This window comes from Cognatiyoonia sp. IB215182 (assembly GCF_033963905.1).
GTDB lineage: Bacteria > Pseudomonadota > Alphaproteobacteria > Rhodobacterales > Rhodobacteraceae > Yoonia.
This window is the reverse complement of record NZ_JAXBMB010000007.1, coordinates 18,027-39,054: the sequence shown is the minus strand read 5'-3', so window position 1 is coordinate 39,054 and position 21,028 is coordinate 18,027. Positions and strand designations below refer to the sequence as shown.

Genomic DNA, 21,028 nt, shown 5'->3' with positions numbered 1-21,028 from the left:
GTCGTCCCCGCCCAAGGATATCATTCAATCATGGGTGTGGGTCAAGCGTGGCACGTCTGATGCACCCGCCGATCCGCGCCCGGACAGAGACGGGTTTTCCATAAAGAACCGGTGACAATTGAACGGGAATTCGCCTTCCGCGATGGTGGCACGCGCAAAGCTGCCATCGGCGGCCATCACCCAGCTTTGGGCGACATCTGCCATATTGGCGGCCATCACCTGACTGACAATCTGTGCTTTTACGGTGGCATTCTTGATCTCGACCAGTGTTTCAACACGCCGGTTCAGGTTGCGTCCCATCCAATCGGCAGAGCTGATATAGACCTTGGCCTTTTTCGACGGCAGCGCGCTGCCATTGCCGAAACAAACGATGCGGGAATGTTCAAGAAACCGCCCGACAACGGATTTGACACGGATGTTTTCAGAAAGGCCCTTTACACCCGGACGCAGGCCGCAAATACCGCGCACGACCAGGCTGATCTTCACGCCATCCTGGCTGGCCGCATAAAGCGCATCAATCACATCTGACTCGATAAGCGAATTCATCTTGGCCCAGATCATTGCGGGCTTGCCTGCCTTTGCATTCTCGGCCTCTGCTGCGATCCGTTCGATCAGCGTTTGCTTCAATGTCAGTGGCGAAATGGCGAGGTTTTCAAGCCCTTCAGGCTGCGCATAACCGGACAGATAATTGAACACCTTGGTCGCATCGCGGCCGAGTTTCGCATCGCAGGTAAATAGGCTCAGATCCGTGTAAATACGGGCCGTGATGGGGTGATAATTCCCCGTCCCGAAATGGGTGTAAGTGACCAGCTTGTCCCCTTCGCGGCGCACCACGGTGCTGATCTTGGCATGCGTCTTGTAGTTCAGAAAACCGTAGACGACATGCGCCCCCGCCCGCTCCAGGCGGCGGGATTGCCGAATATTGGCGGCCTCGTCAAAGCGCGCTTTCAACTCAACAAGTGCCGTGACCGACTTCCCGTCTTCGGCGGCCTCACACAGGGCCTCGACAATTGGGGAAAGTTTGGAGGTCCGATAAAGCGTCTGCTTGATTGCAACCACGTTAGGGTCCCGCGCGGCCTGCTGAAGGAAACGCACGACCATGTCGAATGTCTCGTAAGGGTGGTGCAGCAGCATATCTTTCTGCCGGATTGCAGCGAACATATCGCCGTCGTGATCCTGCACGCGCTCGGGCACGCGCGGTGCAAACGGCGGCCACAACAGATCGGGCCGGCTGTCGAGCACAAGCTCGCCCAGATCGGCGATCCCAATCATGCCGTCAACCTCGATCACCGTTTCCTCGGTCACGTGCAGTTCGTCCATGATGATCGACTTCAGAGCATTTGGCGCACCCGCCGAAAGCTTGAGCCGCACAACCTCACCACGCCGCCTGCGTTTCAGTGCTGTTTCAAACTCACGGACGAGATCTTCGGCCTCTTCCTCCACCTCAAGATCGCTGTCGCGCAAGACCTTGAAAGCACAGTGGCCTTTCACCTCATAGCCCGGGAAAAGCCGCCCGATATGGAGCAGCAGCAGTTCTTCAAGCGGTAAAAAGCGGTGACCCTTCTCGGCTGGGAGCGCCACGAAACGATCAATTTGTGCGGGGACTGGCAGGAGTGACCTGAGCTGTCGTTTGTCGCTGGGGCGCTCAAGTTGCAGGGCCAGCGCAAAGCCCTCATTCGGCAGGAACGGGAACGGGTGGGCTGGATCAATCGCTAGAGGTGAGAGAACCGGAAAGACCTGCTCGATAAAGACGTCTTCGAGATATGTGATATCTGCTTTGCTCAGATCGCTGCGATGCAGGATATGGATGTCTTCCTTGACCATTTCGCCCTGCAACAGCTCGAACACGCTTTGTTGTCGCGTCATGAGCGCGCGGGCATCCTGATCAATGACCACCAATTGCTCTGCCGGACTTCGCCCGTCGAGACCGGGCGTGGTGTTGCCTTCAATCGCCAATTCGCGCAGGCCCGCCACGCGCACTGTATAAAACTCATCAAGGTTCGTCGCCGAAATCGACAGAAATCGCAGGCGCTCCAACAATGGTACGTTCGGGTTCTCGGCCTCTTCCAGCACACGCCAGTTGAACCGTAGCCAGCTGAGCTCTCGATTCACGAAACGGGCGGGGGAAGCCAGATCAATGTCAAGCGAGGTTGGCGACGGATAATCGCCTTCAAGAAAATTTGCTTTGGTCATGGGGCCTTATGTCCCGCATCTGTTGCGGTTTGATGACAAGTATTGCGGGCCTATTCGCGGTTGTCCAGCAGGTGCCTGGCCAAGGCGCGATTGATCTTGTGCCCTTCGGTCAGTGCGGCGTCATCAAGGCGCGCGACGATATCGGCAGCCGCCGTGAAAGATCGCTCAATCCGCGCGGTCAAATAGGTAATCAGCGATGGCTTGGGCACGATCTGCCGGTCTGCAAACAATTTCATGAGAAGGGCAGAGAGCAACGCGTCATCGGGGTTCTCGATATTGACCACGTTCGTCGCTTGCATACGGCTTGCCAGATCGGGCAGCGCGATAGGCCAGCGTGCCGGTGGGATTTGTGCTGTCAACAAGAGCGTGCCACCATGATTGCGTAGGTGGTTGTGCAGGTGAAACATCGCCTCTTCCGATGCCTTCGGCAGGGTCTCCATATCTTCGACGACCACCGCTTGTCTGTCGGTTTGAAAGTCGGCGGGCAGTGTCGCCGCATCCTGCACAAGCGCATGATGTGCTTCGGCAAAGATCCCCGCCAGATGGCTCTTGCCACAGCATTTGGGTCCAACGATCACCAGCTTGCCGTCGGGCCAGGCCTTTGGGGCTTGCACCATCGCATAGGCCTGCGCATTGGCATCAGAGACAAAGAAATCATCGGCCCCCAGCGCAACACCCGTTGGCCAGTCAAAAGAGAGTTGATCGGCCATGTCAGTCGTCCCGTGACATGCCGCGATAAAGAAGGCTGCTTTTGTACTGCTCAAGCGCGTAGCGTGTGACCACGCCAATTGCTGCAGCGATTGGAACTGCAACCAGCATACCGACGAAGCCGAAAAGACTGCCAAAGACGGATAAGGCAAAAAGCAGCCACACCGGGTGCAAACCAACCGAGTCGCCGACCAGTTTCGGGGTCAGGATGTTGCCCTCCAGAAACTGGCCCAGAAAGAAGATGCCTGCAATGATCCCGATCCGCAGCCAATTGGTGGCGTAGCTAACTGTCTCGCCATCGACGACCTCAATCGAGCCCCAGAACTGGAACAGTGCGAGACCGACCGCCAGCACACCGCCAACCAATGCACCGACATAAGGTATGAACGTGATCAGACCCGCGATAAAGCCGACGATCAGGCCAAAATTCAGCCCCGCAACCATCAGGCCGACAGCGTAGTAGGTGCCAAGGATCAGGCAGACCGTGCCCTGGCCGCGAATGAACGATGCGAGGGTTCGGTCGATATCGCTGGCCAGCTTGCGAATGGTCCCGACATGGTCGCGGGGTAGCATCGTATCGACCTTTGCGGTCATGTTGTCCCAATCTAGCAGCATGTAGAAGGCAACGACGGGGACGATGATCAGCAGAACAAGGATGTTGATCAGCCCAAGTGCGGAACTCACCAGCCCGTTGACCAATTCTCCGCCTTTGGACTGGATCGTCTCACCAATGGCCAAAAGCTGTTGGCGGATGGTGCTGTCCGCATCCATCAGCGATGGAAAACGACCCGTCAGCCAGGCCTGCAGGCGTTCAAAGAGTTCAGGCGCGGTGTTGATCAGTGATGCCGTTTGCTGGATCAGCGTCGGGATCACCAGCAGGATTAACAGAATGAAGACCAGCGTGGTGACCGCTGCGATAATGACTACGGAAACGATCCGGGTGCATCCTGCGCGCTCCAGCCGATCGGCCACTGGATCAAGGAAATAGGCAATCGCGCCGCCGAGCACGAAGGGCAGGATCACATCGCCCAGGAACCACAAAACAATCAGGAACACCGCGGCTGCGATGCTCCAGTATTTCACTTGTTGACCGACGGGAAGTGCCATGCGGGGTCCATTTCTGCCTGTCTGCTAGATGCGGCATGAAATGGACCAGCGCAAGGGGTTAGCGGGCGGCGATCACGCGTGCTGCGATATCAAGGCGGATTTGGTCAGCCACCAGATCGCTATAGCCTGTGGCACCGAAATCGGACCGGTTCACCGTGCCACTGATCCGAAAGCTAAGCTGGCTGAGGTCGCCCTCGGCACTGCCTTGCTGGCGGAACACGGCAGCGTCAAGCGTCACGGGCCGCGTAATGCCCCGGATTGTCAGATTGCCGTCTATTTTGCCGCCCGCCGACAGATTGCGCGGATCATTGGGGCGGATGGCGGTGGATTGAAAGCGGATCGTGGGGTGGGCAGAGGCATTCAGAACACTGCCTGCCTTCAGCGCCTCGGTCGCAAAGATCAGACCGGTACGGGCGCGGGAGACATCGACGGTTACATCGGCGGTCGAGTTCGAGAAGCGGTCAAAATCGATGACAATGTCGGCGGCGCGCACGGGCATTGAACCGCGGTTTTTCGCGCCCGAAAGGTTGAAGACAAATCCAACCTCTGACCGGTCGGCTTGCAGGCGGTAAGGCACGCGCTCGGCCAGTGCGGCAAGCGGCAGGCTGGTGAGGACCAGTGCAGTGATGGCGGCAATCAGGCGTCTCATGTCAAATCTCCGATAATGTAAACTGTAGCGCGTTTTGTGGCTTTGGCGCGGGCTTCATTCTTTGGGTCTGTCACGATCATGCGACCCGTTCGTTAGGACTTCTGCAGGGGTTACGAGTTTGGCCGCGAAATTATTCCCGGCTCATTCCACTTTGCGTTTGGGATGTTGCTTGCCAGTCTTGCGACGCAGCCCTAAACCAGCATGAACTAACCACGAGACGGGGTCCTTCATGCGCCTGAGCCGCTACTTTTTGCCAGTTCTGAAAGAAACGCCGCGCGAGGCGCAGATCGTCAGCCATCGCTACATGTTGCAGGCGGGGATGATTAAACAGGCGAGTGCCGGGATTTATTCCTGGTTGCCGCTGGGCTTCAAGGTGCTGCGCAAGATCGAAAACATCGTACACGAAGAGCAACAGCGCGTTGGTCACTTGCCCATGCTGATGCCCACGATCCAGTCTGGCGATCTATGGAAGCAATCGGGCCGTCACAACTCCTACGGCCCCGAAATGCTGCGCTTTCAGGACCGGCACGGGCGGGAGATGCTGTATGGTCCGACGAATGAGGAAATGATTACCGAAATCGTTGCCGCCTATGTGAACAGCTACCGCGAATTGCCGCTGACGCTGTATCACATCCAGTGGAAATTCCGCGACGAGGTACGCCCAAGGTTTGGCGTGATGCGTGGTCGGGAATTCCTGATGAAAGACGGTTATAACTTTGATCTGAGCAAAGAGGCGGCATTGCACGCCTACAATCGCCATCTTGTCAGCTATCTGCGGACGTATGAGCGCATGGGGCTGCAGGCCATTCCGATGCGTGCGGATTCGGGGCCTATTGGCGGCGACTACACCCACGAGTTTCTTGTTCTGGCCGAAACTGGGGAATCCGAGGTTTTCTATGATAGCGAGATCACGGATCTCACCTTTGGTGATCGCGAAGTGGATGTGGATGATTACGCTGCCTGTCAGGCCGTGATGGATGAATTCACTTCGCGCTATGCGCGGACTGACGAAACCCATGATGAAACGCTTTTCAACGAGGTTCCCGAGGCCCGCCGCCGGTCGGCGCGTGGCATTGAAGTAGGCCAAATCTTCTATTTCGGGACTGAGTATTCGGAGAAGTTGGGTGCCGTCGTACAAGATGAAACCGGTCAAAAGATACCGCTTCATATGGGCAGCCACGGTATCGGCGTGTCGCGTCTGTTGGGCGCGATCATTGAAGCGAGCCATGATGACAAGGGGATCATCTGGCCCGAAGGAGTGACGCCCTTCCACTGCGGGATCGTGAACCTTAAACAGGGTGACGAGGCGGCTGATGGTGCGTGCGAGTCGCTCTACAGCGCGCTTACCGCCCTTGGGTTGGAGGCGCTATACGATGATCGCGACGAGCGTGCGGGTGCGAAGTTTGGCACGATGGATATGATCGGGCTGCCCTGGCGGATCACGGTCGGGCCGCGCGGGCTGAAGAACGGGGTTGTGGAACTCACCAGCCGACGGACCGGCGAGAGCGAGGAATTGCCGCCGGAAGAGGCCGTGGCGAAGATCGCACAGATTTACGAGGGGAAGCTATGAGTCTGACGGAGGTTGACTGGTCTCTGATCCCGTCACCTTCCGATGACGGCAAAGCCGATCATCTGGAAGGGATGGCATTGCCGGACATCACCCTGATGGCCACGACAGGCCCCTCGGTCACGCTGTCACAGCTGAATGGGATTGCGGTGATCTACGCCTATCCGATGACGGGTCGCCCGGATCAGGATTTGCCCGACGGGTGGAATGATATCCCCGGCGCGCGGGGCTGCACACCGCAATCCTGCGCCTTTCGCGATCATCATTCGGAACTCAGCGCCCATGGCGTGAGGCATCTTTTCGGCATCTCAACACAGCGCAGCGATTATCAGCGCGAAGCGGCGGAGCGGCTGCATCTGCCTTTCCCGCTCCTTTCCGATGCGGATCGCCAACTAGGGAACGCGCTCAATTTGCCGGGGATGGAAGTTGCGGGGCAATATCTGCACAAGCGCCTGACGATGATCGCCGTGGACGGGGTGATCAAGAAGGTGTTCTATCCGGTCTTTCCGCCGGATAAGGATGCGGACAATGTGATCGATTGGCTGCGATCCTACGCGGCGTGACGCGCACCCATTGATTGCCGCATTCCCGTTAGTGAAAAATCTGCTAATCTGCCACAAAACAAATGTCACGAGGCAGCAGATGACATCAAATCCAAAGCGGCGCGCCCTGCGATGATCAGGGTGATTTGTCTAATCGGCGGGCTTGCGGGTGCCGTAGGCCTGTCGCAGTATCCCGAATTCTCTCAGCAATATATCCAGCGTCTGGCCGGGCAGGTGGATGCGCTCACGATCGAGGCCAAACGCTTTGACGACACTGCCTTGGCCGAAGGGATGGGGCGGGAAGAGGCGCTGCAAGCCCTGACGGGCTCAGACTTTCTGGATCGTCGTCAGGTGGACATGCGCGCGATGTTTGCGCGCCACGCGCGGCTGAGTGACAACTTGCTGGCATTGCGGGCAGCCACGCCGCTTGAGCGGCTGATCTTGCCGCACCGCATGGTGGATGGCCCGACAATGCAGGAGGTTTGGGGTGACTTTACGCCTGCCGTGCCGGTGAGCGTTGCCGGTGTCGCTGCGGCTGGTACCGGTTTCGTTGGTGGCTGGGCGCTCTTCGCTGTGCTCATCGCGGGGATGGTGGCGCCGTTTCGGCGATTTGGCCGCACACGCGCAGACGTTCAGCGCCGGGAGCCAAGGGTTAAGCAGGACCCGCCCGTGATGCGCCCAAGACTGGTCACTGAACAGTCCCACACCCCGCGTCTTGGCGGGGCGCAGCGTTAGGCCCACTGCCCGCGCTTGACGATTGTGCCCCGGCAGACCACGTTGCGCCCAAACCACTCGCAGGAGCGTCCATGGCAAGTGTGAAACACACAAGGCCCTTTGCCAAATTCGAATGGATGATCGCCTGGCGCTATATCCGCGCCAAACGTGCCGAAGGTGGTGTCAGCGTCATGACCTGGATCAGCCTGATTGGCGTCACACTGGCGGTCTTTGCGCTGATTGCGACCTTGGCGGTACGTTCGGGTTTTCGTGCCGAGTTCATTGACACGATTGCGGGCGCAAACGCGCATGTCTCGGTTGTGCGCCCGCGCGAGGTGATTGCCGATTACGAGGAGATGGCCGACCGCATCCGCGCTATCGAAGGTGTGCAATCGGTCTCGCCGCTAATCCGTGGGCAGGCGATGGCCGCGGCAGGAGACCGGATCGGGCTGGCGGATATTTACGGCATGCGGCTTGACGATCTGAAAGCCTCCGACGCTATCGTGCAAAGCGAAAGGACCATGGGGAATATCGATGATCTGCCGAATGGGATCGCGCTGGGCTCTGCGTTGGCGAACAATCTGGGCCTGACCATCGGCGACCGGATCGAGATCACGGTGCGGTCCGGGGCGCAAAGCCCCTTTGGTCAGGCGCCACGGCGCAATGCCTACGAGGTCGTCTATATCTTCTCCACAGGGCGCTTTCAGATCGATGAGGTGCGCGCCTATCTGCCGTTTGAGACCGCGCAACTGATCTTCAACCGCGATGGCGTTGCCGATGAGTTAGAGGTCAGGCTGGATGATCTGAACCTGTCGGAAGAGCTCAAACAACCCATCGCCAATGCCGCCGGGGTCGGCATGTGGGCCTATAGCTGGCAGGACAGGGTGGGGCGGTTCCTGCGGGCGCTGACCATTGAGGACAACGTGATGTTCATCATCCTGTCGATCCTCGTGCTCGTCGCCTCGATGAACATCATCAGCGGGTTGATCATGCTGGTGAAAAACAAGGGGCGCGACGTGGGTATCCTGCGCACGATGGGCCTGACTGAAGGGTCGATCTTGCGGGTGTTTTTCATTTGCGGGGCCGGGATCGGGACGCTGGGGACGTTGTTGGGCGTGATATTGGGGTGCCTTTTTGCGATCTATATCGACCAGATATTCAGCCTGGTGAACTATGTCGCGGGCGGCGGTGTGTGGGACCCATCAATCAGGGGTATCTACAACGTCCCGGCGGAACTGCATCTCTCAGACGTGCTCAAGGCGGTGTCGCTGTCGCTGGGCCTGTCCTGGATCATCACGATCTTTCCGGCCCGCCGCGCGGCGCGTATGAATCCGGTTGAGGCGCTGCGTTATGAGTGATCTGACCCTGCGCCTGACGGACCTGACGAAAAGCTACAATGCAGGCAAGCCCAACGAAGTGCAGGTGCTGCAAGGCGCCTCGCTTGATGTGGCACCGGGCGAGGTCACAGCGCTGGTCGCCCCCTCGGGTGCCGGGAAATCGACGCTGTTGCATATTGCAGGGCTGCTGGATACGTCCAATGGCGGGACCGTGACGATCAACGGCACGGATATGACCAGCCTGTCAGACCGCAAGCGCACAGCTGTCCGGCGGGCATCGGTAGGCTTCATCTACCAGTTCCACCACCTTCTGCCAGAGTTTACGGCATTGGAGAACATCGTGCTGCCGCAACTCGCCAATGGCGTTGATGACAAGGCAGCAAAGGACCGCGCCATGACCCTGCTTGACCGGGTTGGCGTCGCTGAGCGGGCAGATCACCGACCTGCGGCGCTGTCGGGTGGGGAGCAGCAACGCGTTGCCTTCTGTCGCGCGCTGGCCAATGCGCCCAGTTTGCTTCTGGCCGATGAGCCGACGGGCAATCTTGATCCCGAAACCTCTGATCGGGTTTTCGACGCATTGATGTCGCTGGTCCGGGATACCGGGATGGCCGCGCTCATCGCGACACATAACCTTGATCTGGCAGCGCGCATGGACCGGCAGGTGCGCCTGCAGGGGGGTGTCCTCGTCCCCGTCTAGGCTTTTTGGGTGACGAAGACCCCTGCCGCCATCAATGCAATGCCGGCGGCCCGCGTCCAGGTCAAAGAAGAGATCTGCGCGCCAAACAGCCCAAAATGATCAATCGCGGCCGCTGAGATCAACTGTCCCAACAGCACGAAGAATACCGCATTCCCCACCCCCATCGTGGGGGCAATCCATGTTATTGAGAGCACATAGAATGCAATCAGCACACCCGCCAGGAACAGATGCCACGGCGCTGTTGCGAGCTTGGCAAAGCCCTGTGCGTTGCTGAGTAGCGCGGCAATCAGGGCCACCGCAAAGGCCACGATGAACAGGATCGTCGCCGCCGCTGCGGGCGAGCCAATTGTCCGGCCCAAAGCCGCGTTGAGCGCTGCCAGAACCGGTATCCCGATCCCGGCGGCCAGCATGATCAGGGCGTGATGCAACATCAGGCATTCCTTCGCTTTATCTCACCAAGAACCTGACTTAGATCATGGCCGCGCGCCACCACCTTTGTTAACGTGATCCAAAACAATGGAGGCAGAGCATGCGGTATTTCACTATTCTAGCGGCCCTTGGTTTAGCGGCATGTGTCGAAGAACCCGTCGACGGGCGGACTGCGTATCTGGAAAACTGTGCGAGTTGTCACGCCAATGACGGCACCGGCAACGGACCTACAGCACGCGCGCTTGGAGTTGGCGCACCCGACCTGACGACGATCACCGCCCGCAACGGCGGCACCTTCCCGCGCGACCAGGTGATGAGCATCATCGACGGCCTCAACCGCGATCCCCATTTCAGCACGGCCATGCCGGAATTCGGTGCCGGTGATCTGGGTGAGACAATCATTGTCGAGAATGACGGGCTGGGCACGCCGGTGCCGATGAAGCTGTTGGTTTTGACCGAGTATCTGGAGAGCATTCAAAGGTAGATTACAGAAAAAGTGCTCTGAACCTATTCGGGACGCCTGAAATACTCGCTGCTCAAATGTAGCTGAATTCTTATTATTGTCTGATTTGAGCTCAAACCGACTGATACTGAGTGTTGCACGAATGGCCGCTATTCAATCTCGGCACCGAGTCGTTTGGCGAGGATGCAGATCAGGATCACGGCAATGACGAGAAACACGGCGCCCATCACCCAAGCCGTGGGTGTGGAGTAAATATCGGCCATGGCTCCCACCAAAATCAGGCCCAGAGCCGCGCCAAGTTGCTGTATCAGCGACCTAAGAGACAGCATTGTGGAGCGCTGGTGGTCTTCTACACAACTATGAAGAATGCTGCTGGCCGGCGTCTCACAAACACCGAGGATTACAGAATAGAGGATGAAAACCGTCACAAAGCCGACCATGCTGCCCTGCAAAGCCAGAGCTATCTGAACGCCCGCCAAGGTGGCAAAAGCCGCCGCAAGGGTAACTGCGTGACGTCGTTTGAAAATTCGACTGATGCGCGAAGATAGCCACGCGCCAAACGCGATTGAGAAGAAATAGGTCGCGGTCACGACGCCGATGATCGTGTTTGCATAACCTTCCTCCAACATGGGCTTTGCATGGGTCGGCCAGATCACCTCGACCGGGTTGGTGGCCATCAGGAAGAACGCCAAAGCGGCCAAAAGCAACGACAGTGTCGGGTGGCGTAGGGAAAGAAGACCTGCCTCTTTGACGACCGATGGAACAGTTATCAAACCTTGTTTCAGAGCTTGAGGGTTCAGCGGGCGCGGTCCTTCCACAATGAAAAGCAGGGTATAGACAAACACCCCAAGCATCACTGCCAAGCTCGCCCCGTAAGACACATCATAGACACTGACACCGCGTCTTTCTGCCACCGAGCCGAAGAGATCGGGCAAAAGCCCTCCCAAAACAGCGCCCACTGCCAAGCCCATGGCACCCGCCCATTGCGCTGTTGCAAGAGCAGGTTGAACATCCACATTTGGTGCCGCTGCTTTGAAGGTTTCAACAAACCAAGCGTCGAGCGTTCCCGACCGTAAAGCACGCCCAAATCCGATGAAGGCGAATGAGAGCGCGAGAACATAGAAATCGCTTGTCGAGAGAAAGAGGGCGAGGGAGATCAAGCTCGCGACAACCGCGGCCAGAAAGACCGGCTTGCGTCCAATGTTGTCGGCCAATCCGCCGAACGGGAGTTCCATCGCCATAGTCGTGAGTGAGTAGACCCCAAAGAGTAGCGAAATCTGAAAGAGGTCCATACCTCGATCGGTTAACGCCAATGCAACAACGGCAACCGTCAAACCCATCGCAAAACGATCAAGAAACTGGTGGATCTGAAACACCCGGATGTGCCGTCTCGCTGGAACGGTCAGCGCAGCGAAGGAGAATTCCAATTCCGTTGCCATGGTCGTAGCTTCACCTTTGCAGGCGACTTGCACAATAGGGTTGGCGGAGCGGACCATCCCGCATCGACTCTCATCGAGCGACCTTGATGGCGAAGAGCAGGCTTATGCAAGTAAGCGCTCAACCTCAACGACTTCTGAAAAGTAACGAAGCTGACAAAACCGTGACATCACGGCATCGCGAATGTACGTGCACCGGTTTTGCCATAGGTACTTGGTTCTGTCAGTGAAAGGACCTCGATATGCGTAAACTGTTGCCTGCCGTTCTTGCTCTCTCATTCGCCTTGCCGGCCACGGCAGGGCCAATAAGCTTCGCTAGTGGTTGGCAGGAACAGCGTCTCTCGCTCTTCAGTTCAAACGACTACACTTTCGGAGAAAGCCTTTCGCTAACCTCAAAAGGTGCCGTCTCTATCGCCTGGACCCCCGTGATGCGCGAAAACTGGAACAAGCGTGGCGCGTCTTGGAGTTGGACGGTTGCTGAGTCGGTGCCCGCAACAAACCTTTCCCAAAAGGGTGGGGATGACCGGAATATCTCACTCTACTTTGTGTTTGTGCCGGAAGACGTGGCCTTGCGCCTTGAAGGTGCCGGTATCCGCAGGTTGATGGGCAATGATCAGGTGCGCGTCATGCAATATGCGTGGGGCGGCAATCACGCGCGCGGGCAAGTCATCCAATCACCTTACGCACCGCCGGGACAGGGTGTCACCATCGCGCTGCGGCCAGCGGGAACGGGGTCTCATAGCGAAAACGTTGATCTGGCAGCGGATTATGCCCGTGCATTTGGAGGGCAGCCGGGCGCGCTCGTCGGGCTGGCCGTGTCCGGCGACAGCGACGACACAGATAGCATGATCCGCGCGGCCATCGGCAACCTGGCCTTGCGCTGATTGATTTGCATCAACGCGGGGCCTTCGCCGCCCCGCTAGCCTGTGATCATCCCGGATGATGGAGGCTTTGATGCGCGCACTTCCCTTTATGATGATGTTGGCCTGCGCCAGCCCGCTGGCCGCGCAGGATGTGGACCAGGGCGAGGCGATCTACAACTTCTATTGTGCGACCTGCCACGGCACGGCAGCAATGGGCAATGGGCCGATGTCGCCATCTTTGGTTGTGCCCCCGACGAACCTGACGGCGCTCAGTGCGAGTAACGAAGGCGTATTTCCGACCGTTCGTGTCGTGATGCGCATCGATGGGCGTGACCCGCTGGTGAGCCATGGGAGTTCGATGCCGGTTTATGGGGATTTCTTTGAGGGGACGGATGTGGCGACGAAGGCTGAGACGGGGCAACCGATTATGACCTCGCAGCCGATTGTGGACCTACTCGCCTACCTCAAGACCATCCAGCAGGAGTGAGGCGTATTCGGTCTGCGGGGTGGTTCCTGCAATCTCTAGGATCAGCTTGCGGCGCACGGCATCGGTGAATTCCGGGCCGGAGCGGGCGGGCATGACGAAAGCGTTCGGTCCGCCGATGATATTGGCCTCATAAGCGGCGGGCAGGTCGCCGGTTTGCCATTGCGTGTTCCGCAGGATGGGGAGCGCGTTGATCGTGATGCCTGCGGCCACGACCTGATCCCGCGCAACGGTGATAGGCGGGCCGAAGGAGTTGGCCATCGTGTCGCCGGAAAAGTCGATGACGCGGCGAAAGCCATTGATATCGTTGGTTTCTATCTGTTCCATACCGTAGATGAGGGCAGCCCCAATCGCGTTGCGGCCAGAAGCCTGACGGGGTGGGCCGATCAGCGCTTCGGCGAAGGCAGTGGCGCTTTCCATGTCGGCGATGATCGTCCAATCGACGACCGTGGCTTGGGTTGCGGCCCATTCGACGTAAGTCACGGCGATGGAGCCGTAGAGGGTGTTTTGGATCGCCGAAACGACCGCCGGATCGGTGATCGCGGTGGCATAGGATTGGCGCTGGAACAGGAGTTCATCGGCGTCGATGGAGCCCGACGCGTCGGCCAGAAGGACGAGTTCGAGGTCAGTTTCGATGGTCTGGGCGGAGACGGGCGCGGCGAAAGCGAGGGCGAGGATGAGGTGGCGCATGGGGGGCAGGTAGGGCGGAAAGGGGTGTATGCAATGCGTACAGAAGCTGTACAGAACCTGTACGTACAGTTTGTATGGCCGGGTTTGGGTCTTTTGTGCCCACGCAGTCCCGGACGTGATCCGGGGCCTCTACCTTTGAACGAGGTCCCGGATCACGTCCGGGACTGCGGACGCTGGAACGACATTCTTGGGTTTCACCCACCCTGCGACGCGCGAGCCGGTCTGAACGCCGGACCGAGGGTTGGCGATCCAACATGGCCCGCAGCGCGCTTTATGGTGGCCACGTACATCTTTCCTTTGATTGGTGTGCGAGGCTTGCCAAATCGCCGACCCGCTGGGTCGGTCCGGCGATCAGACCGGCGGCCTTCGGCCTCGTTCCGGTCTGGTTGAGCGCCATTTCCACCTGATTGTCTCGCGAAGCGTACCCGTTGGTGCGCCCACCCCGAGGTCCGGGCGCTGCCCTTTGATTGGTGTAGTATCGGGCAATAATCACTAAAGAGTCTTTGAAACTATTCTTCTTCCAACCAAGCCTCAAGTCTTGGATGACGTCCGGGCGGGTGAAGTCTAGTTAGAAATCCCCAGCGAATAGAAAATGAGTTTTTCTTTATTGGAAGCGGTATATTGAAAATAACGGTGTAGATCGCTGAGGCGATTAAAACAAATACACCGAATACCGCCACGAGACGATAAACTCCGTGAACAATATCAGAGCGAGCAATAATCATTTGTAAATCTAGCAGATAGACCCAAAGACCAGCTAGCGGAACGAGCAACGATGCCAGAACTATTAAGTATAAGACTATTAGTGTCCCAGACGCAGGTAGGACTTCCTTGAACGATCCATAGCGGATCAAAGGTGTCGATAGTTCCATTTCATCTTGTCCATTGTACAAGCCATATGCGCCCATCGAAAACCCGCGGAGCGATAGGCGTGCCCCTTCGTGGGCACGTAACAACACAATCATCAACGCGGATTGCATCTGCAAAATAATGAAAAAGAAGCCAACGCTGGCGACGACTGTCACGAAGGCCGTTGGCACAGAGGCCGTTATGCCTTGAACACTTATACTAACGTTTGATGCGTCACCTAGCGATGACAGTAGCAGATAATACACGAAGATTCCCGTGCAGCCCTTGATCAGCTTTGAGATTGCTTCGGTCTGCAGCTTACCCAATTGAATATATATATCGTGCCATGTGGCTCCCGCGACCTTTATGTATCTAAGAGTTGTCCTGAATTCATGTTGCTTGATGCTGCGTAGAGATACCCATGTCTTTTTCATCCACTAAACATCCAACTCCTCCACAAACCGCGCGTTTTCCTGAATATACTGGAACCGCAATTCGGGCTTTTTGCCCATCAGGCGCTCGACCAGATCGGCTGTGTCTCCTGGCTCGTCATCATGCACGGTCACGCGGATCAGTTTGCGGGTTTTGGGGTCCATTGTCGTCTCTTTGAGGTCCTTGGCGTTCATTTCGCCCAGGCCCTTGAAGCGCTGCACGTCGATTTTGCCTTTGCCGCCCAGTCCCTTGGCCAGCACCGCCTCTTTTTCGGCGTCGTCTGCGACATAGACTCGCCGTGCGCCTTGCGTCAGCCGGTAGAGCGGCGGGCAGGCGAGGTAGAGGTGGCCTTGGTCAATCAGGGGCCGCATCTGAGCGAAGAACAAGGTCATCAAAAGCGAAGCGATATGGGCGCCGTCCACATCCGCGTCGGTCATGATAATGATCTTGTCATAGCGCAAGTCATCGACGTTGAAGCGGGTGCCGAGGCCAACGCCGAGACTGTCGGCGATATCTTTTATCTCGGCATTTGTTGTTAGCTTGTTGGAAGCCGCGCCAAGCACATTCAGGACTTTCCCGCGGAGCTTAAGGATCGCCTGAGTTTCCCGCTTGCGCGCCTGAACGGCGCTACCGCCAGCCGAGTCTCCTTCGACCAGAAATATCTCGGTTCCTTCTCGCGATTGCTGTGTGCAGTCGATGAGTTTGCCGGGCAGGCGGAGTTTCTTGGTGGCGCTCTTGCGCGCGGTCTCCTTTTCCTGCTTCCGGCGGAGGCGTTCCTCGGCCCGCAGCACGAGGAAGTCGAGGATCGCGCCTGCGGATTTCGTGTCGGCCGCGAGCCAGTTGTCGAAATGGTCGCGCACGGCGCCTTCGGTCATTTTCGCAGCCGCTTCGGTCGAGAGCCGGTCTTTGGTCTGGCCGACAAAGGCGGGGTCGCGGATGAAGCAGGAGACGAGCGCGCAGCCGCCAGAGATCAGGTCATCGCGCGTGATCTGGCCGGCCTTCTTGTTGCCCGCCAGGTCTCCGTAAGCCTTGATGCCCTTGAGGATCGCGGACCAGAAACCGGTGACATGTGTGCCGCCCTCGGGCGTGGGCACGGTGTTGCAGTAGGACTGGATGAAGCCGTCGCGCACGGGCGTCCAGTTGATGGCCCATTCGACCTTGCCGGGTTCGCCGAATTTGTCCTGAAAATCGACGGCGCCGGAGAACGGTTTGTCAGCGTAGGTGGTGGCGGTGCCGAGGGTTTCCTTGAGGTAGTCGGAGAGGCCGCCGGGGAAGTGGAAGGTGGCCTCTGTCGGGGTTTCGCCGTCGTCGATTTCGGATTTCCAGCGGATTTCGACGCCACTGAACAGGTAGGCCTTGGACCGGATGGATTTGAAGAGGCGGGCGGGTTTGAACTTGTGATGGCCGAAGATTTCGGCGTCGGGGTGGAAGGTGACGGTGGTGCCGCGGCGGTTGGGGGCCTGGCCGACTTTTTGAAGCTTTGTAAGCGGCACGCCGCGTGAATATCGCTGCTCGTGCAGTTCCTTGTTACGCGCAACCTGCACGACAAGGCTGTCGGAGAGTGCATTGACGACGGTGGCACCTACGCCGTGAAGGCCACCTGAGGTCTGGTAGGCTTTGCCGGAGAATTTGCCGCCCGCGTGAAGTTCGGTGAATATGACCTCCAACGCGCTCTTCTTTGGAAATTTGGGGTGCGGGTCGATTGGGATACCGCGCCCGTTGTCTCGGATCGTGACGGAGTAATCCGCATGGAGTTCGAACTCGATCCTGTTGGCGTGGCCTGCCACAGCCTCGTCCATTGAATTGTCCAGTACCTCGGCAACCAGGTGGTGCAGCGCCCGCTCATCGGTGCCTCCGATATACATGCCAGGGCGCATACGCACCGCCTCCATGCTCTCAAGGGCTTCGATACTGTCGGCATTGTAGTCGTCGGGGCTGGCCCCGGAGAGAAGGTCATCGGCCATGCAAGCTGCTCATTTCTTATGGTTTGGCGCAGAGTATGCCAGAGTGGGACGGGCGGGGGAAGCCGCAGCATATGCGGGCCGATACAAAACCTGCCCGAATTTCGGGCGATGATGCGGTGTGCCCTTGGCGGCCCGACGGGCTTGTGCCAACAGGGGCTGAGACCTGTTGATGGTGCGTGATGCAGAACCTTGTCGATGCCGTTGAGCCCCGCCTGCGCGATCTGCCGGATTGGCGGTATCTGCTGCAGGAATATTACGAGCTTTATCGCTATCTGCCCTCTGGCGGCAGTAACCGGATTCGGACGCATCAACGCGCCGTTCGCGAGGCGATCAGCCGGGTTTTGAAAGCCAACCCGCTCATCCGGACGCAACCACCTGCGACAAAGCCCGTCACGGCCCATTTGAAACGCGCGCTGGACGAGGGGCGCGGTGACCGGATGGGAGCCATGGTGCGTGCGTTGGAGTCGGTATTGCCTGAGCTGTCATGGCAGTACGGTTACGAAAAAGTGCCGAAGGGCTTGGTGGGCACCTATGCCTATGCTGAGGTGACCGGGCCAAACGGGCCGGTGGTGAGCGAAGAGATCATTCTGGGCATTGTGCTTTTTGCACCGGGCTGCACCTACCCGGCCCATGCGCATCAGGGGATCACTGAAAGCTATGTCTGCCTGTCAGGTGCGGTGTCCGAGAACCACCAGGGCGTCTATGTGCCGGGTTCGATGATCTTCAACCCGCCGGAACACCTGCATCGCATCACAGTGGGGATCAACGAACCTGCACTTCTGGCCTATGCGTGGATGGGCGCACGTCCAGATTTGTTAGACCAGAAGATGGTGTTCACGCGGAAACGAAAGTGAACCTTCGTTCGTTGCAGATATCCGAGACAAGGAGAGATTGTCGGGACCCCATCATGCAGGTGCCGCAGATGTGTTGACCCGGGTTCTAGCGCGGTGCGGCCCCGGTTGCTCCTAAAGCGGTGGAAGTGGTAAATTGTCTGAAATGCGGGCAAAGCGGACATTGCCTAGGTGCCCCTGAATGACCGCTTCACGATGAGTTTCATTTGGCACGGGAGTCAAATCGCTCTCTCGCGGCCTCTATGTCTGACCTGTGGCGCAACGCCCAGTCAGAGAGGGCGGACAGCGGCTCGATCAACGACAAGCCAAGCTCTGTCAGTTCGTAGTCGACACGGGGAGGCGTTGTTGGCGTGACGATCCGGTTCACGAATCCCTCACGTTCCAGCTTTCGTAAGGTTTGGGTCAGCATGCGCTGTGAGATGTCCGGCAACGCGCCAAGAAGTTGAGAGAACCGGTGCCGCCCATAGGCAAGGTGGGCAAATATCAAAAGGCTCCATTTGTCCCCAATCTGCGAGACCACGGCACGCACAGGGCAGAGAGTTGGATCGTAGTAGTGCTGCGGGGCGATATCGGGCGCGCGGCGCATGCGTTCATCTCCCAAAAGTCTAGGTTACAAAAAAGTGCCTACTTCCCAGAGGGTTTATAGGCACTTTAAGTAACTAATACATCAAATCGAAGCAAGGAGGATCAGATGATCGCTCAATCGACGCGGCTTCGCCGACTAGGCGCTGCCGTGACCCTAACCCTTGTGGCCGCAACACAGGCAGGAGCAGACAATATGAGAGACATCGCAACCGGGATCTTGACGCAAGGCATCGCAGGCGGCGACATCGCCTATCTCGAAGCGCATGTCGCCGAAGACTACATTCAACACAATCCGCAAGTTCCTGACGGCAGGGCCGGGTTGATCGGCTTTGTCCAATCCCTCGCCGGGCTCGAAGGTGGTGCAGAGATTTCACCGGTGCGGGTTCTGCGCGACGGCGACTTGGTTGCGGTTCACAGCGAAGCGCGGTTTGGGTCCGATCACGTCGTCGTCTTTGACCTTTTCCGCTTCGAGGATGGAATGGCGGCAGAGCACTGGGACACGGTTCAGCCGAGGCCGGAAAGCACGGTCAGCGGTCGGACGATGACGGATGGACCGACTGAGGTGACCGACCTGGACCAGACCGAGGCAAACCGACAGCGTGTCATGGCGTTCTACCAAGACGTGCTGATCGAAGGACAGATTGAGCGCGCCGCTGAATTCCTCGGCCCGTATTACCACCAGCACAATCCGCAGATCGCCGATGGTCTCGAAGGTTTCACGGCGTTCTTCACCCATCTTCAAGACAACGGAATACCCTTCAGCCTGACCCGGACGCACCGGAGTATCGCCGAAGGCAACTTCGTGCTTCTCCACAGTGAGGGCCAAATCAGCGGCGCGCCTCACGCATTTTTCGATCTATTCCGGGTCGAGGACAGTCGTATTGTAGAGCATTGGGACGTGGTGCAGCCCATTCCCGCCGAAATGGCCCACGACAACGGAATGTTCTGAGCGCAAAGGCCGTCTTCGCCCTTCAAAGGTGGAGACGGTCCTGGTTTTTCTTGGATGGCCGACATTTGGGCAGGATGCAGCATTCGTCACGATAGGCTTACAGCAGCTTTCGCTGAGGCTGCTGATTTGGCCAATTGCTTGTTTCACGCCCTTTATGTGGCGTAAGTGGCAAAGTCAGATTTCACTGGGGCGCAAACAGGCGTTATTCACCCGCAAGCTTGGTTTCAAACCGCAAGCCAGCCGCCGTCCTGTTCGGGAAGCCCGTCCAATAGCTGTGTTCAGGCGTCTCTTCCCCGTTTTCATCAACCGACCAGAGCCCATCTGTGGCCACGGGGGTGAGGTCAAAGTACCGCGCCTTCACCTCATCCTGTTTCAGATGCAGATCAAGGTAAGCCGTGACAAAGTGCTGGCTGATATTGTTCATGCGCACATTGTCCCAGACCGGGTCGGCATAATGATCAAACGGTGCATAGCCAAGCGTCTCAGAAAAGGCATAGCTTTCGGCTGGCGGAGGCATAGGGGCGCCCGCATTGTGATTTGCGTTCTCAAACGTCAGCAGATGCCGCGTTGTATTCATGCTGTCGTCAAAGATGCCGCGAATGGCATCGTATTGCGACACGTCATCGATACTGCCCGCAATCAGCATGAGCGGCTTATTGATCCCGGCCCAACCCGTTGCGTCCCAGAACCCGGTATTGTTGCCCCAGGGGCCAAATGCCACGATGGCTTTGATGCGATCATCGGCAAGGCTTGCATGCGTTTCCGTGCCCATCATATTGCGCTCAAGCAGGCCCTGTGGCGCACCCCATTCATAGGTCGTGCTGATCAGCGTGACGCCCGCGCCACCATAGATCAGTGCACCATAGCCCCCCATGGAGTACCCGATGATTGCAACGTTATCGTCCTGAATGATCGCGCCCAGATCACCGTCTCGGCCCGTGAGGCTATCGACGATAAATCGCTGATCCCAGGGCCGGTTCACGAGGGTCGAGCCGAAGGCGGTCTGATCGTCATAAGTGCTGTCGGGGTGATCGATCGAGGCGACCACATAGCCTTTGGATGCCAGATTCTCGGCCAAAGGCGACAGGAGGAAACGGTTGCCTGGATAGCCGTGCGAGATGACGACAAGTGGATAGGTCTCGGATGTGTCGGGAGCAGCATTGCGTGCTGCTTGCCCGATCAGTTCAGCCGTCCCAACGCCGTCTCGCAAGATTGCCGTGTAAGTGCCTCCAGCAACAGTATTTTCAACCGCCGGGTACCAGACTTCAACGGTAAGTGACCTGTCATAAAGCGGCGGCTCATCCGTCTCATTCGTGTTCACCACATCAATCTGGTCGGGATTGGTGAAAGACATCGTGGTCACGCCGATTTTATGCTCTCCAAAAGCGGCGAGTTCGGGTGCGTCGGGGCGGATTATGTCGATGCGATTCTCGGCATAGCCTGAAGTTGCAGCAAGAACGCCCATTGCTGCGGCGATAATACGCATCTGCCCCTCCCCTTGGTCTTGACTTGAGTCCTA

21 protein-coding genes are annotated in these 21,028 nt (G+C 58.0%); 10 read left to right on the top strand and 11 right to left on the bottom strand.

Annotated elements, in window-relative coordinates:
• Positions 1-24: 24 nt before the first annotated feature.
• Genes SLH47_RS15235 through SLH47_RS15220 form a run of 4 tightly spaced genes read right to left on the bottom strand, consistent with a single transcriptional unit; the run spans position 25 to position 4,657 of the window.
• Positions 25-2,193: an RNA degradosome polyphosphate kinase gene (locus SLH47_RS15235; RefSeq protein WP_320240434.1), complete on the bottom strand. Its 2,169-nt coding sequence runs from the start codon at positions 2,191-2,193 to the stop codon at positions 25-27.
• Between the two features lie 50 nt (positions 2,194-2,243).
• Positions 2,244-2,903, bottom strand: a complete 660-nt coding sequence (locus SLH47_RS15230; RefSeq protein ID WP_320240433.1) for a DnaA ATPase domain-containing protein — start codon at positions 2,901-2,903, stop codon at positions 2,244-2,246.
• A 1-nt stretch (position 2,904) separates the two neighbouring features.
• Positions 2,905-4,008, bottom strand: a complete 1,104-nt coding sequence (locus SLH47_RS15225; protein ID WP_320240431.1) for an AI-2E family transporter — start codon at positions 4,006-4,008, stop codon at positions 2,905-2,907.
• Positions 4,009-4,066: 58 nt separating this feature from the next.
• A complete protein-coding gene (locus SLH47_RS15220) occupies positions 4,067-4,657 on the bottom strand; it encodes a YceI family protein (RefSeq protein WP_320240430.1) in 591 nt (196 codons plus the stop codon).
• Positions 4,658-4,886: 229 nt separating this feature from the next.
• Between SLH47_RS15220 and proS the strand changes: the two genes are divergently transcribed.
• From proS to SLH47_RS15195, 5 genes are all read left to right on the top strand, one after another.
• On the top strand, positions 4,887-6,227 hold the full coding sequence (proS, locus tag SLH47_RS15215) for a proline--tRNA ligase (RefSeq protein WP_320240428.1): 1,341 nt from the start codon (positions 4,887-4,889) through the stop codon (positions 6,225-6,227).
• On the top strand, positions 6,224-6,787 hold the full coding sequence (locus tag SLH47_RS15210; RefSeq protein ID WP_320240426.1) for a peroxiredoxin: 564 nt from the start codon (positions 6,224-6,226) through the stop codon (positions 6,785-6,787). The genes proS and SLH47_RS15210 overlap by 4 nt, the downstream gene beginning before the upstream one ends.
• A gap of 111 nt (positions 6,788-6,898) precedes the next feature.
• The gene (locus tag SLH47_RS15205) at positions 6,899-7,501 is read left to right on the top strand and encodes a DUF2937 family protein (protein WP_320240424.1); all 603 of its coding nucleotides are present in this window, start codon (positions 6,899-6,901) and stop codon (positions 7,499-7,501) included.
• Between the two features lie 71 nt (positions 7,502-7,572).
• Positions 7,573-8,838, top strand: coding sequence for an ABC transporter permease (locus SLH47_RS15200; RefSeq protein WP_320240422.1), 1,266 nt, complete (start codon positions 7,573-7,575; stop codon positions 8,836-8,838).
• Positions 8,831-9,514 carry an ABC transporter ATP-binding protein gene (locus tag SLH47_RS15195; RefSeq protein WP_320240420.1) on the top strand — a complete coding sequence of 228 codons (684 nt, stop codon included), beginning with the start codon at positions 8,831-8,833 and terminating at the stop codon, positions 9,512-9,514. The genes SLH47_RS15200 and SLH47_RS15195 overlap by 8 nt, the downstream gene beginning before the upstream one ends.
• On the opposite strand, the gene SLH47_RS15190 is transcribed toward SLH47_RS15195, so the two are convergent.
• Entirely contained in the window at positions 9,511-9,945 is a 435-nt protein-coding gene (locus tag SLH47_RS15190; protein ID WP_320240418.1) for a DMT family transporter, read from the bottom strand. The genes SLH47_RS15195 and SLH47_RS15190 overlap by 4 nt on opposite strands.
• Positions 9,946-10,043: 98 nt before the next feature.
• Between SLH47_RS15190 and SLH47_RS15185 the strand changes: the two genes are divergently transcribed.
• Positions 10,044-10,427 carry a c-type cytochrome gene (locus tag SLH47_RS15185; protein ID WP_320240417.1) on the top strand — a complete coding sequence of 128 codons (384 nt, stop codon included), beginning with the start codon at positions 10,044-10,046 and terminating at the stop codon, positions 10,425-10,427.
• Positions 10,428-10,555: 128 nt separating this feature from the next.
• On the opposite strand, the gene SLH47_RS15180 is transcribed toward SLH47_RS15185, so the two are convergent.
• Positions 10,556-11,845 carry an MFS transporter gene (locus SLH47_RS15180; protein WP_320240416.1) on the bottom strand — a complete coding sequence of 430 codons (1,290 nt, stop codon included), beginning with the start codon at positions 11,843-11,845 and terminating at the stop codon, positions 10,556-10,558.
• Between the two features lie 239 nt (positions 11,846-12,084).
• On the opposite strand from SLH47_RS15180, the gene SLH47_RS15175 reads away from it, so the two are divergent.
• Both SLH47_RS15175 and SLH47_RS15170 read left to right on the top strand, forming a co-directional pair.
• On the top strand, positions 12,085-12,726 hold the full coding sequence (locus SLH47_RS15175; RefSeq protein WP_320240414.1) for a DUF3047 domain-containing protein: 642 nt from the start codon (positions 12,085-12,087) through the stop codon (positions 12,724-12,726).
• 70 nt (positions 12,727-12,796) lie between these two features.
• The gene (locus SLH47_RS15170; protein ID WP_320240412.1) at positions 12,797-13,192 is read left to right on the top strand and encodes a cytochrome c; all 396 of its coding nucleotides are present in this window, start codon (positions 12,797-12,799) and stop codon (positions 13,190-13,192) included.
• Here SLH47_RS15170 and SLH47_RS15165 read toward each other — a convergent pair.
• From SLH47_RS15165 to parE, 3 genes are all read right to left on the bottom strand, one after another.
• Positions 13,157-13,879 (bottom strand): DUF1194 domain-containing protein, encoded by a 723-nt coding sequence (locus SLH47_RS15165; protein WP_320240410.1) that lies wholly within the window; start codon positions 13,877-13,879, stop codon positions 13,157-13,159. The two genes, SLH47_RS15170 and SLH47_RS15165, sit on opposite strands and share 36 nt — an antisense overlap.
• Before the next feature lie 509 nt (positions 13,880-14,388).
• On the bottom strand, positions 14,389-15,162 hold the full coding sequence (locus SLH47_RS15160) for a hypothetical protein (RefSeq protein ID WP_320240409.1): 774 nt from the start codon (positions 15,160-15,162) through the stop codon (positions 14,389-14,391).
• A 3-nt stretch (positions 15,163-15,165) separates the two neighbouring features.
• Positions 15,166-17,124, bottom strand: a complete 1,959-nt coding sequence (gene parE, locus SLH47_RS15155) for a DNA topoisomerase IV subunit B (RefSeq protein ID WP_320240407.1) — start codon at positions 17,122-17,124, stop codon at positions 15,166-15,168.
• A gap of 179 nt (positions 17,125-17,303) precedes the next feature.
• Between parE and SLH47_RS15150 the strand changes: the two genes are divergently transcribed.
• Positions 17,304-17,978: a dimethylsulfonioproprionate lyase family protein gene (locus tag SLH47_RS15150; RefSeq protein WP_320240406.1), complete on the top strand. Its 675-nt coding sequence runs from the start codon at positions 17,304-17,306 to the stop codon at positions 17,976-17,978.
• Positions 17,979-18,177: 199 nt separating this feature from the next.
• On the opposite strand, the gene SLH47_RS15145 is transcribed toward SLH47_RS15150, so the two are convergent.
• A complete protein-coding gene (locus tag SLH47_RS15145) occupies positions 18,178-18,561 on the bottom strand; it encodes a helix-turn-helix domain-containing protein (RefSeq protein WP_320240405.1) in 384 nt (127 codons plus the stop codon).
• Positions 18,562-18,753: 192 nt separating this feature from the next.
• Between SLH47_RS15145 and SLH47_RS15140 the strand changes: the two genes are divergently transcribed.
• Positions 18,754-19,509, top strand: a complete 756-nt coding sequence (locus SLH47_RS15140; protein ID WP_320240404.1) for a nuclear transport factor 2 family protein — start codon at positions 18,754-18,756, stop codon at positions 19,507-19,509.
• A 202-nt stretch (positions 19,510-19,711) separates the two neighbouring features.
• On the opposite strand, the gene SLH47_RS15135 is transcribed toward SLH47_RS15140, so the two are convergent.
• The gene (locus SLH47_RS15135) at positions 19,712-20,995 is read right to left on the bottom strand and encodes an alpha/beta hydrolase family protein (RefSeq protein WP_320240403.1); all 1,284 of its coding nucleotides are present in this window, start codon (positions 20,993-20,995) and stop codon (positions 19,712-19,714) included.
• Positions 20,996-21,028 lie beyond the last annotated feature (33 nt).

Excerpts from the sequence above, each read along its gene's own strand:
- SLH47_RS15235 (WP_320240434.1), bottom strand. The coding sequence starts at position 2,193 with ATGACCAAAGCAAATTTTCTTGAAGGCGATTATCCGTCGCCAACCTCG.
- SLH47_RS15230 (WP_320240433.1), bottom strand. The coding sequence starts at position 2,903 with ATGGCCGATCAACTCTCTTTTGACTGGCCAACGGGTGTTGCGCTGGGG.
- SLH47_RS15225 (WP_320240431.1), bottom strand. The coding sequence starts at position 4,008 with ATGGCACTTCCCGTCGGTCAACAAGTGAAATACTGGAGCATCGCAGCC.
- SLH47_RS15220 (WP_320240430.1), bottom strand. The coding sequence starts at position 4,657 with ATGAGACGCCTGATTGCCGCCATCACTGCACTGGTCCTCACCAGCCTG.
- proS (WP_320240428.1), top strand. The coding sequence starts at position 4,887 with ATGCGCCTGAGCCGCTACTTTTTGCCAGTTCTGAAAGAAACGCCGCGC.
- SLH47_RS15210 (WP_320240426.1), top strand. The coding sequence starts at position 6,224 with ATGAGTCTGACGGAGGTTGACTGGTCTCTGATCCCGTCACCTTCCGAT.
- SLH47_RS15205 (WP_320240424.1), top strand. The coding sequence starts at position 6,899 with ATGATCAGGGTGATTTGTCTAATCGGCGGGCTTGCGGGTGCCGTAGGC.
- SLH47_RS15200 (WP_320240422.1), top strand. The coding sequence starts at position 7,573 with ATGGCAAGTGTGAAACACACAAGGCCCTTTGCCAAATTCGAATGGATG.
- SLH47_RS15195 (WP_320240420.1), top strand. The coding sequence starts at position 8,831 with ATGAGTGATCTGACCCTGCGCCTGACGGACCTGACGAAAAGCTACAAT.
- SLH47_RS15190 (WP_320240418.1), bottom strand. The coding sequence starts at position 9,945 with ATGTTGCATCACGCCCTGATCATGCTGGCCGCCGGGATCGGGATACCG.
- SLH47_RS15185 (WP_320240417.1), top strand. The coding sequence starts at position 10,044 with ATGCGGTATTTCACTATTCTAGCGGCCCTTGGTTTAGCGGCATGTGTC.
- SLH47_RS15180 (WP_320240416.1), bottom strand. The coding sequence starts at position 11,845 with ATGGCAACGGAATTGGAATTCTCCTTCGCTGCGCTGACCGTTCCAGCG.
- SLH47_RS15175 (WP_320240414.1), top strand. The coding sequence starts at position 12,085 with ATGCGTAAACTGTTGCCTGCCGTTCTTGCTCTCTCATTCGCCTTGCCG.
- SLH47_RS15170 (WP_320240412.1), top strand. The coding sequence starts at position 12,797 with ATGCGCGCACTTCCCTTTATGATGATGTTGGCCTGCGCCAGCCCGCTG.
- SLH47_RS15165 (WP_320240410.1), bottom strand. The coding sequence starts at position 13,879 with ATGCGCCACCTCATCCTCGCCCTCGCTTTCGCCGCGCCCGTCTCCGCC.
- SLH47_RS15160 (WP_320240409.1), bottom strand. The coding sequence starts at position 15,162 with ATGAAAAAGACATGGGTATCTCTACGCAGCATCAAGCAACATGAATTC.
- parE (WP_320240407.1), bottom strand. The coding sequence starts at position 17,124 with ATGGCCGATGACCTTCTCTCCGGGGCCAGCCCCGACGACTACAATGCC.
- SLH47_RS15150 (WP_320240406.1), top strand. The coding sequence starts at position 17,304 with ATGCAGAACCTTGTCGATGCCGTTGAGCCCCGCCTGCGCGATCTGCCG.
- SLH47_RS15145 (WP_320240405.1), bottom strand. The coding sequence starts at position 18,561 with ATGCGCCGCGCGCCCGATATCGCCCCGCAGCACTACTACGATCCAACT.
- SLH47_RS15140 (WP_320240404.1), top strand. The coding sequence starts at position 18,754 with ATGAGAGACATCGCAACCGGGATCTTGACGCAAGGCATCGCAGGCGGC.
- SLH47_RS15135 (WP_320240403.1), bottom strand. The coding sequence starts at position 20,995 with ATGCGTATTATCGCCGCAGCAATGGGCGTTCTTGCTGCAACTTCAGGC.